Annotated in this window: 9 protein-coding genes and 1 pseudogene; 8 read left to right on the top strand and 2 right to left on the bottom strand. The window is 25.1% G+C overall.

Features of this window, described 5'->3' with window-relative positions:
• Positions 1-49 precede the first annotated feature (49 nt).
• On the bottom strand, positions 50-799 hold the full coding sequence (locus tag EHU54_RS00760; protein ID WP_400248402.1) for a hypothetical protein: 750 nt from the start codon (positions 797-799) through the stop codon (positions 50-52).
• Between the two features lie 313 nt (positions 800-1112).
• Here EHU54_RS00760 and EHU54_RS00755 point away from each other — a divergent pair, with 313 nt between their 5' ends.
• Positions 1113-2438 carry an Mbov_0401 family ICE element transposase-like protein gene (locus EHU54_RS00755; RefSeq protein ID WP_400248401.1) on the top strand — a complete coding sequence of 442 codons (1326 nt, stop codon included), beginning with the start codon at positions 1113-1115 and terminating at the stop codon, positions 2436-2438.
• Between the two features lie 171 nt (positions 2439-2609).
• Here the strand turns inward: EHU54_RS00755 and EHU54_RS00750 are convergent, their stop codons facing one another.
• A complete protein-coding gene (locus tag EHU54_RS00750) occupies positions 2610-2741 on the bottom strand; it encodes a hypothetical protein (RefSeq protein ID WP_400248400.1) in 132 nt (43 codons plus the stop codon).
• A 265-nt stretch (positions 2742-3006) separates the two neighbouring features.
• On the opposite strand from EHU54_RS00750, the gene EHU54_RS00745 reads away from it, so the two are divergent.
• The 7 genes and pseudogenes from EHU54_RS00745 to EHU54_RS00715 all read left to right on the top strand — a co-directional run.
• Positions 3007-3669 (top strand): uracil-DNA glycosylase, encoded by a 663-nt coding sequence (locus EHU54_RS00745; protein ID WP_400248399.1) that lies wholly within the window; start codon positions 3007-3009, stop codon positions 3667-3669.
• Positions 3670-3743: 74 nt separating this feature from the next.
• Positions 3744-4700, top strand: a complete 957-nt coding sequence (locus EHU54_RS00740) for a hypothetical protein (RefSeq protein ID WP_400248398.1) — start codon at positions 3744-3746, stop codon at positions 4698-4700.
• A gap of 85 nt (positions 4701-4785) precedes the next feature.
• Positions 4786-6024, top strand: coding sequence for a serine hydroxymethyltransferase (gene glyA, locus EHU54_RS00735; protein WP_400248397.1), 1239 nt, complete (start codon positions 4786-4788; stop codon positions 6022-6024).
• Between the two features lie 114 nt (positions 6025-6138).
• Positions 6139-6579 (top strand): 50S ribosomal protein L13, encoded by a 441-nt coding sequence (gene rplM / locus EHU54_RS00730; RefSeq protein WP_400248396.1) that lies wholly within the window; start codon positions 6139-6141, stop codon positions 6577-6579.
• Between the two features lie 11 nt (positions 6580-6590).
• Positions 6591-6992 carry a 30S ribosomal protein S9 gene (gene rpsI / locus EHU54_RS00725; RefSeq protein WP_400248395.1) on the top strand — a complete coding sequence of 134 codons (402 nt, stop codon included), beginning with the start codon at positions 6591-6593 and terminating at the stop codon, positions 6990-6992.
• Positions 6993-7103: 111 nt separating this feature from the next.
• Positions 7104-10976, top strand: a complete 3873-nt coding sequence (locus EHU54_RS00720; RefSeq protein WP_400248394.1) for an AAA domain-containing protein — start codon at positions 7104-7106, stop codon at positions 10974-10976.
• 20 nt (positions 10977-10996) lie between these two features.
• Positions 10997-11572 (top strand): annotated as a pseudogene (locus EHU54_RS00715) (hypothetical protein); the annotation flags it as partial.

Raw genomic sequence — 11572 nt, 5'->3', positions numbered from 1 at the left:
TTAAATATATTTTATAGGAATTTTAAAATAACTAGGTTATGCAAGAAGTCTATTGTTTTGTTATATTATCTCATTCTTGAAATGTCCAAGATAATTCTTTTACTGGAATAGGATTATCTAAATTATATTGTTCATTATCATTTTCATCTGTGTATTTTTCATAAGATACTTTTAAACTTTTTGAACGAAACATTGAAACTCTTAAATTATTATATCTTTTATCTAGTTCTTTATCAGTTAAAATTTCTTTTTCTTCGGCATGTATCATTTCATCTGTTCACGCCGATATAATACCACTACCTTTACCAACTTTACCCATAATTTTATTACCATTAGCATAGCCAGCAAAAGCAATACGAACACCACTAGAAAAAACAATCTCACCACCTTCTTTAACATTTTTAGGTCAAACAATGCCATTTTCATTGTCAGGTCCTATATCAATCCCATATTTATCGTATAGATAATTACAAACATTAATTGTATCGCCGAAAGTAGTATCTTCGTGGGTGTTGGAATATCTTCGTAAAATATTAGATGAAGCATCGGTAAAATTACAAGCAAAAAATAATTTTTCTGCTAAATGATTTCATGTTTTATTAGTACCCCGCCCTGCTGAAACAAACTTAAAAAAAGTTGGCGAAGTAAAATATCGGGCATAACTATCACCAACAAAATCTTTAAATACTTCTCAATCAAAACCAAAATTATAGTCACTAAAATTTAAATCATACTTTTTACTTAAATATTCATAACTAGTAATTAGTTTTTTGTTATTAATTTTTGTAAAATCTTGCATTTTTAATTAGCCTCCTTTTTTTATAAGATTATATGAAGTATTAAGTATCAATTAAGTATCATAATTTAAAATATTTTTTTAATTCTGTAAATTGTAAATTCAAATGTAGCAATTTATGAACTGTAAAATTAAGCTTTTTAAATTTTTAAAGATTTGTTATAAAAATTAAATTAAAAAGATCTTTTATTTTATGGCTTATTTTCGTTAATTAATTACCAAAATTAATTATTAAGTTTAAAAAGAAGGTTTTCATTTGTATAAAAAGTGCTACACTTCATATTACAATTTACACATTCAGAAAGGAAATTATAAAATGAAATTAAAACAAAATTTATTAGGAAATTATAAAGAAAATAAAAGAATAGAAACAAACAATGAAATTAAAAATTTAATTATTAATAGAGATAATGAGATATTTAAATTATATCAACAAGGACAAATATTACAAGGATATAAGGTGATATCAAAATTGCCAAAAACAATTAAAAAAGAATATGGAGATTTTCCTATTAAAAGAAGATTATATGTTAAATATGATGAAGAAAAAAAAGAAAATATAAATCGTTATCCTTTAGATGAAGAATTAGGCTTAAAAAAATATGAAAGAATCGAAATAAATTTAAAAGATAAATATATGTCTTTTATGGGCGATGGAAAAAGATATAAAGATATTTTGCATACAACAGAGAATGCAAATATTAGCGAAAGAACAATATCTAATATTTTTAAAAATGCCGATTTAGAAAAAGTTGACTATATAAGCAACAAAAATAACAATAAAATTAAAATTCCAAATAATGTTTTATATATTCAAATTGATGGGGCTTTTGAACCTATGTGAGAAAATAAAAAAAGAGTTGAAAATAAAATATTTTTTGCTACTATGCATGTTGGTGTTGATAAAGAAAAGTCAACAAAAACCAAAATAAAAATGAAAAAGAAAAAAGGCGTTTTTCAAATGATGAATAAAAATCATAATAATAAAAATAATAAATCTAATATTGATAATTTTATTGGTAAAATTTTTAAATTAATGGATACTTATGATATTAATGAAGATACTAAAATATTAATATTAAGTGATGGTGAAAAACAAATTAAAAAAATTTATAGAGCAGTAAGAGCAAAATATAAAAATAACAAGNTATCATATAGCTTAGATAAATTTCATCTTACAAGTATATTTAAAAAAATATATCCCTTTCAAAATAAAAATAAGGAAAATAGAGAAGCATATCATAAAGCTGTTGATTATTTTTTTAATGGTAAATATGAAGAATTATTACAGTGTTTAGAAGATAGTAAATTTTTTATAAGCGATTCTAAATTAGATTTTTTGAATAAAGCTATTACATTAATTAAAAATAATAAAGAAGGCATTGAAAACCAAACATTAGAATATAATATTGGTTGTCATGTTGAAGGCGATGTATCGCATTATATTAAGGCTGTTAAAGGGCGAGGTGCAAAAATATATTGTAAAGAAACATTTATCAATATGTTAATTGGTTCAATGTTAAGACTTAATAATCAAATTAATGATGAGAAAGTTGATAAAACTAATAAAAATAATAAAGAAAAAATTGAATTTAATATATTTAATTTAAATAACTCTCAAAATCAATTTTTATCTTTATAAAAAATAAAAAAACTTTTTAAAATTAGTAATAACTTTAAAAAGTATTTTTTAGTGTATCAAAATTCATAAATTTATAAATTATTTCTTCAAATAAAAATTATGTTTTTAAAAAAAGTTGAATTTTTTATAAATTTTGTTATCATTTAGTCATAAGCGAAACTTAATTTGTTTCTAATTACTTAATTTTATTAAAAACCTAAGAATAATGAATACTACCAACATTTTATTAAAAGTGGCTTGTTTTATTCCTGTTAATCGGAATAATTCTTTATCATTAATAAAATCAAATTTATCAAATTTCATAATTTTAGATTCCTATAATTTCTATTTTAAATATATTTTATAGGAATTTTAAAATAACTAGGTTGGTTATGCAAGAAGTCTAATAAAAGACATAATTAATTAAAATTATAATTTGCTATTAGTATCTTTTTAAAAATATTTATAATTATTTTAATAGGTTATGCAAGAAGTCTATTATCTTTTTTTCCTTTTTTTGATATAATTATTTTACAAAAAACCGAAATTAATAATTTACTATAAATAAGAGGCAATAGGAGAAAGGGGAATGTGAATAAAATACGCAGTTGGTTGAGGAGAGTTCTTTGATAATGAGATTAAAAAACCGTATTTTAAACAATTGTTAAAGAACATTGATAGTGAATATCAAAATAAACTTTGTTACCCTGCAAAAACAGATATTTTTCGTTTGTTTACATTAACTGAGCCTAATGATATTAAAGTTGTTATTATTGGACAAGATCCATATCATGGTCCAGGCCAAGCAAATGGTTTAGCTTTTAGTGTTAATGATGGTATTAAAACTCCTCCAAGTTTAGTCAATATTTTTCATGAATTAAAAAAAGACTTAGGTGTTGATCATTATGCTAGTGGTAATTTAGACCATTGAGCTAAAAAAGGTGTTTTTCTATATAATACAATTGGAAGTGTTGTTGCCAAAACGCCTTTAAGTCATAAGGATATTGGTTGAACTAATTTTAGTCAAAATTTGATTATTTATTTAAATGAGATTCGTAATGATATTGTATATGTTTTATGAGGCAATTATGCAAAACAGTATGGTGAATATATTTTGAATAAAAGTAATATTATTAAGGGAGCGCACCCATCACCTTTTAGTTACAATTTATTTAAGGATCAACAATTTTTTGTAAAAATTAACGATTTACTTTTAAAAAATAAAAAAAACATAATTGATTGAAAAATGTAATGTATAATTGATATATGTAAAATATTGACAGGACAAGAGGATTTATTTTATTAATATAGATTGTGGGGATATTTATGGGTCTACTAACATCATTTAGTGATATATCAAAAATCTTATATAGTAATAAAATGGCATATATTGCTAGTGGTGTTATTGGTGCTCTTTTTATTATTTATTGTATTTATAATGGTTTATATTATTTAATTAATCCTAAACGTTATCATGGTATTCGTTTTACAACGAAAAATATTGCGTATATTACAATGTTATCAGCAGTTTCAGCAACAGTTACTATTATTATTTCAATAACAGTACCAATTACGGTTTTTCCTCCTGTGCGGATTGCTTTTGAAGGTTTAATGGTTAAAATTAGTGGATTTATTTTTGGACCAATCGTTGGACTTTTATCGGGGGTTGTTACTGATTTAATTGTTATGTTATTTGTTCCTTCTTATCTTCATGTTGCTTATATTATTGTAATTGCTTCATATGGATTTTTATCAGGTTGTGTATCTTCAATTAATCGTGCCGTTGGTAAGCATAAATGAGTTTTATTTATGTTAACAAATATTTTTATTTTAATTTTTGGAACTTTTGCTGGAGTAATGACATGATATTCACCATTTGAAACCATTACATTATTTGCTGGATTGGAAGTTAGCAAAATTGTTTTAAGTTATATTATTGGTTTTGGCACAGGGGGAACTATTATCATTATATGAATTATTATGTTTGTTTATCGTCATTTTGATAAAACAAAAAAACGTTATTGAGATTTAGTTGCTATTATTATGCTTGCTGTTGTTAATGAATATTGAGTCACCACCTTGATATCCGCATGGGGGGATATCACCTTTTTAACGGTGTCACAGAATAAAAATGGTGGAACAGATGGTTATGGTATAACTATGATTACGCGATTAGCAATGGCACCAATGAAAGTATTATTTAATTCGGCAATTATTTATATTACATATCGGGCTGTTTCCCCATTAATTCATAAAGATACTAATGCAAATTTACAATATTAAAATTTTGAAAAATAACTTTTATTGAAGTTATTTTTATTTATCTCTATATAATGATATTAGAAGTTATAGAATGGAGATGAAAATAATGAAAGTGAATTCACAAATTAAAAAATTAATTGATTTGGAATTAAAACGTCAACAAAATCATGTTGAATTGATTGCGTCAGAAAATTATGTTAGTGAGGCAATTTTAGCTATTACAGGCTCAATTTTAACTAATAAGTATGCTGAAGGATATCCATTTCACCGATATTATGGAGGATGTGAATATGTTGATCAAGTTGAACAATTAGCAATTGATAAGGTTAAGGAGTTATTTCAAGCTGAACATGCTAATGTTCAAGCACATTCAGGTAGTCAAGCAAATGCTGCTGCTTATTATGCTTTGCTACAACCACGTGATACTATTTTAGCAATGGATTTAGCAGCAGGTGGTCACTTAACCCATGGTCATAATGTTAATTTTTCTGGTCGATTATATGATTTTCGTAGTTATCAAGTTTATCCTACAACCGAAATGTTAGATTATAATGCAATTGAAAAAATTGCAATTGAAGTAAAACCAAAATTAATTGTTGCTGGAGCCAGTGCTTATTCACGTGAGATTGATTTTAAAAAGTTCCGTGCAATTGCTGATAAAGTTGGAGCCTTATTAATGGTAGATATGGCTCATATTGCAGGATTAATTGCTGCTGGTTTACATCAATCCCCAATTCCATATGCTGATGTTGTTACTTCGACAACACATAAAACATTGCGTGGACCTCGTGGGGGTTTAATTTTATCAAAGCAAAAATGAGCAAAAAAAATTAATAGTGCTGTTTTCCCAGGTAATCAAGGTGGACCATTAGAACATGTTATTGCCGCAAAGGCACAATGTTTTTTAGAGGCATTGCAACCAGATTTTAAAACATATCAAGCAGAAATTATTAATAATGCAAAAGTCCTAGCAGAAACATTAAAAGCAAATAATCTGCGTTTAGTAACTGATGGAACAGACAACCACTTATTAATGGTTGATGTTAAAAGTAGTTTAGGAATTTCGGGGCAAATGGCGGAAGAAATTCTACAAAAAATTGGTATTATTTGCAACAAAAATATGATTCCATTTGATAAAGAATCATCGATGGTTACTAGTGGGATTCGGTTAGGAACAGCAGCTATGACAACACGTGGTTTTGGGAGCAAAGAATTTAAACAAATTGGAGAAATAATTTATAATGTTTTAAAAGAACCAACTGAAAATAATATTGTTAAATATCAAGAAGAAGTAAAAAACTTATTAAGTGATTTTCCAATTTACTCAACTTGAAAATTACAATAGTAATTAAATTTAGAAATAACAAGTTAAAATATTGATTATCCTATTATTTTTAGTTATAATATTATTGCTTTATACATTAGACCCTGGTACGGAATGATGTGAGGAGGCAGTGACATGAGACAAACAACTATCTTAAATTCAACTAAAGTTGAAAAAAAATGATATGTGATTGATGCTCAAGGTCTAGTTTTAGGACGTTTAGCAAGTAAAGTTGCAATGATCTTAAGAGGAAAAAATAAACCATCTTATACTCCACATGTTGATTGTGGTGATAATGTTATTATTCTTAATGCTGATAAAATTAATTTATCAGGAAATAAATTAAAGGGTAAAATGTATTATCATCATTCACAACATCCTGGGGGATTAAAACGAACAACAGCAAAGGATATTTTAGTAAAAAAACCAATTTATCCTGTTGAACACGCAATTAAAGGAATGTTACCAAAAAATAAATTAGGAAGTAAATTATTCCGTAATTTATTTGTTTATGCTGGTAATGAACATCCACATGAAGCACAACAACCAATTAAATTAGAATTAACTAATAAATAAAAGGAGAAAATATGGCAAAAAAACAAGAAGTTATATATCGTGGTACAGGAAGAAGAAAATCTTCTATTGCCCAAGTTGTATTGACTCCTGGTAAAGGGAATGTTGTTGTGAATGGGAAACCAGCATTAGAGTTTTTCCCATATGCAACATTAGTGCAAGATTTGGAACGACCTTTAGAGATTACTGGTTCAAAATCAGAATTTGATATTCGTGTTAAAGTATCTGGTGGTGGTTTTACCGGACAAGCTGGCGCAACAAGATTAGGAATTGCAAGAGCCCTAGTTGAAGCGTCACAAGATTATAAAACTTTATTGAGACACGCTGGCATGCTAACTCGTGATGCTCGTATTAAAGAACGAAAAAAATATGGGTTACATGGGGCTAGAAGAGCACCGCAATATTCAAAAAGATAGATTTCAAAAAAGTACATTTTGCTTTGCAATGTACTTTTTTAATTTGTTTAGTTTAATTTGTTATCTAATATAAGTTTAGTATAATTATTATGTAGATAAGAGGGTGAACAAATGACATTGATAGAATTTACAATTCAGGGTGATAAATATAATAATAAGAATTTATTGTTAAATTTGTATTTTTTAACAAATCCAAAAAGTAAATTTACTGATAATGATGTTAAAAACCTTCGGTTAAAAAATATTACAACAGTTCAAGGCCTAGATACTTTTTTAAAGCATAATATTTTTATTGCTGATTTTTTTGTTTGTTTAATTAATGATCAGACAAAAATTAAAAAAGATAAAAAAGGATCAGAAAAGAAGCTTTATGATATTTTAATTCGTTTTAAATCAATTACTTTGCTAGATCAAATGTTCGATTCAAACTTATCATTAACAATCTTAGGCGATATTGATCCGGAAATTGGCATTGTTAATGTTAAAAATATTTTTTTAACAGCAATGGAAAAGAGAAAACAAGAATTTGAAACGTTAGCTACTGGAGTAGTGCTTGAAATTGCTGATAATTTTCGGATTGATGAAGCAAAATTACGAACTATTTTTGATTCAAATGTTATGGCAAATATGAAATTTTTGACTTCATCTTTTGCTGAAGAAAAAGAACGATGGTTACAATATTTACGCTTTCAAGAACAAAACTTAGAATATAAGCGTCATAATTCTTGTTTATATTTAAACCCGAAATTAACAGAATATATTAAAATTCCAAAAACAGTTCCAATTGGTGAAAAATTTCATGATGTAAGATTTTTATCCCATAATTTTTGATATGTTGATAAAAAAACTTTTACTAATAAAAATTTAACAATTAGTCATTTATTTGAAGAAATAATTATTGTAGAATTAGAGCTATTGTTGGATAATTTAGATAAATATTTAATATTAAAGAAATTAAACAATTTAAGTCTTGCTAATTTACAAATTAATCGTACATATCAAAAAGATGTTCCATTAACACTATTTTCTTTTAATTTTAGTGAAAGTTATGTTCAAGATGGAGCAGATATTTATGATTTAGGGATTAATATTTCTGAAACAAAAATGCAGCAAAAAGATATCTATGATTTTAAAAAAGAATTAATCAAAATATATATGCTTGAAAATAATATTATGCAAGAAAGTGATATTGACCATGAAACAATTAAAGTAACTATTAATCAATTAGAGCAGTATCAAATTGTTAATTGCTTTTATGAAATAAAAAATGAGGATGAAATATCATTTAATGAATTAAATAAAGTGATACCTTCTTATGGTTATTTAACTTATATTGGAAAAGGGGACTCAACTTTACTTCGACGTAGTAATGTTATTTTAGATAAAATTAGCAAAAATGATGTTGCAAACCCTTATTTAATTAATTATATCTTTAATATTGAAGATATTAAATTAAAGACACAATTTAACTTAATTATGGAAGAACAATTAATTTTTGCTTCAAATAATTTAAATGGAAATCAGCAGAAAGCAATAACAAAAGCCTTAAACTCACAAGATATTTTTTTACTGCAAGGTCCACCAGGGACAGGGAAAACTGAATTTATTGCTGAATTAGTTTATCAATATGCTAAATTAGGAAAGAAAGTTTTAATTTCTTCACAAAATCATACTGCAATTGACAATGTTTTAACAAGATTATTTAAAACACCTTTATTGATTCCTTTACGCTTAACAAGTGATGAAGTTCGTAAAAAAAATCGTTTTAATGATTTTAATCCAGATAAATTAATTTTTAATAATTATCGTTTTATTTATGCTCATTTATCACGACAATATTTAACAAAATGAGATGGAATTGGAAGTGATTATGAAAATCAAAAATATGAACTACAAAAATTAAAAGCAAATGCTAAAATGTTAGAAAAAGAAATTAATGATTACAATAATTATATTCAAAAGTTAAATACATTAGTTACTGAGCGGGAAACAATCATTAATCAAAAATTGCAATATTTAGATGATAATCGAAAATTAACAATTGATATTAATAATATTCGTAATCTATTAGATTTCTTAGTTAATATTAATTGAGCTGGAATAGTTACTTCAACTCCGGATCTTGTCCGATTATTTAATAAACATTTTGGGGATTTGTTGCAAAAAAAAATTGGTTTTCAAATTGATGATTCATATTCATTAACAGAAACATACAAAAAACTATTAACAATTACTACTGATAATAGGTTGTTAAAGGATAAGGAGATAGAATTAGCAATATTAAAACAAGTTAGTCAAGATTTACGTGATGATGATTGAATGGAACAATTAACTGCTGTTCAAAATGAAATTTTAGAATTAAAGAATCAAGTTACATTAAAACAAGAAAATATTGTGTTTCAAAAGGAGCAAGAAGCATTTAAAAATGACCTTGAACAATTATTACAGCAATATGAAGAACAAAGTGTTATTAATAAAAACAAAATTAGTGAAATTAATGAAGATAAATATGAGCAAGAAATTTCTTATTTAGAAATTGAAATTGGAACATTAAATCATAAAATTAATGCTCTAAAAGTTGAAGTTGAAAACATTGTTAATAGTATTAATACAATTTTTAATTTAAATTTAGTAGTAAAAAATATTAGTGGAACAATTAATGAAATTGATAAAGAAATTAATAAAATTGAACAGGACCTTAATTTTGTTCTCCAAGAAAAAGCAACAAAGTTTAATTTTGTAAATAATATGATTACCTTTTTAAATAAAAATTATCAGATATCAGATTTTTTAACACAAGAGAATATTGAAACTAATCATTTCACACCGGCGATGGAACGAGATACAATTAATTATGCTAATCAATTTTTACAAGAAAGTGTCAATGTTGTTGCAATGACTGCGACTTCAAACCAATCATATGCACAAAGTAAAAATAAAGTTTTACGGGATTATAATATTTCTGATATTGATATTAAAAAATTTGCTTTTGATGTTGTTATTATTGATGAAGTAAGTAAGTTAACACCAATGGAAATTTTTATGCTATTAGTATATGGTAAAACTGTTATTTTAGTTGGTGATTATCGGCAATTGCCACCACTTATGCCATATCAAGAAGAAGATGTTGCGTTAATTAATGAAATTTATGACCAAAATTATAGTTATAATGATTTTTTAGAATTAGTAACTAATTCATTATTTAAAAAAATTATCTCAAAATGTGATGATTCAGTAAAAGAAATTCTAATTAATCAATATCGTAGTCATGAAGATATTATGCGAATTGTAAATGTTTTTTATGAAAATCAGTTGCAGTTAGGTGATAAAACTAATCAAAATAATGAAAAACAACATTATATTATTGTTGAAAATAAAGATGGTCTAAAAATTTTTGATAGTAATAAAGCAATTTATTGAATTGATTCATCAAAAGATAAAACTAATATGAATTTTGTTTATGAACAAGGTGAAAGTGGTAGTACGAGTCTTTTTAATTGATTAGAAGTTGATTTAACAATAAAAACATTAGAATTAATTGAAGCAGGATATAATAATTTAACAGTTAAATTAAAAAAACAACCTAAAGTTGCAGTTATTAGTTTTTATAGTCTACATGTTAAAAAATTACGAAGAGCTATTAAAAGTTTAAAATTTAAAAATATTAAAGTAGAAGTTTCAACAGTTGATGATTATCAAGGGCGAGAAACCGAAATTGTTATTGTTAATACAGTTCGCAATCCTCGTAAGCAATTAAATGCTAATAAAGAATTTATTAAGAAATACGAACGGTTAAATGTTGCATTTTCAAGAGCAAAAAATATGTTAATTATTATTGGAGCAGTTAGTTTTTTTACTAATATTGATGTTGAAATTCCAACAATTGCTAATCCAAATATTACAAAAACAATTAAAGCATATTATGAAATTTTACGAATTATTGATAGTTATGGTCTTGTTTGAAGTGCAAAAGATTTATTATAATAAGAATTCGAGGTAAAAACATGAAATTAGGAATGGTAAAAGTTTATAAAAATTGGAAAAAATTAAAAACAATAGTTAGCTATCAAACACCAAAAAAACTAGCTTTTTTTCAGTATGTAATTTTAAATGCTATTACTAATTACCCTAATAAAGAAAAAACATTAGCTGATATTTTACAGAATGAATTACAAATTTTTAATTTTAAAATTTATGCAGAATGTCTAAAGAACTTAATTGAAAAAAAAAATATTATTGAAATTAATAAGCAAACATCATTAAATTATTTAGCAAATAGTTCTGCTGAACAGGATTGAATTGATCGACCAATTGGAATTTTTTACATTTCAAAAGAAACGTTAACGGCATTAGAACAGGGCTATTTATTAAGTAAAAATAGTAATCGTGAAACAGTTATTAATTTTGATTTTAATATTTTTTCGGACGAAAAATATATAAATAATGAACAATTATCTTTATTAGAAAAAAATAGCAATGATTTAATTATTGTTCCAGAACAAGAACCAATTATTAGTGGCGAAGATTTATTTCATTTGTTAGAAAAGTACAAGTTAAATATTAATAAAAATAATATTTTT

The organism is Spiroplasma sp. ald (assembly GCF_044714355.1).
In the GTDB taxonomy this organism is placed as follows: Bacteria; Bacillota_I; Bacilli_A; order Mycoplasmatales; family Mycoplasmataceae; genus Spiroplasma; species Spiroplasma phoeniceum.
The sequence above is the reverse complement of the archived record's forward strand: the minus strand, read 5'-3'. Positions and strand labels throughout refer to the sequence as shown.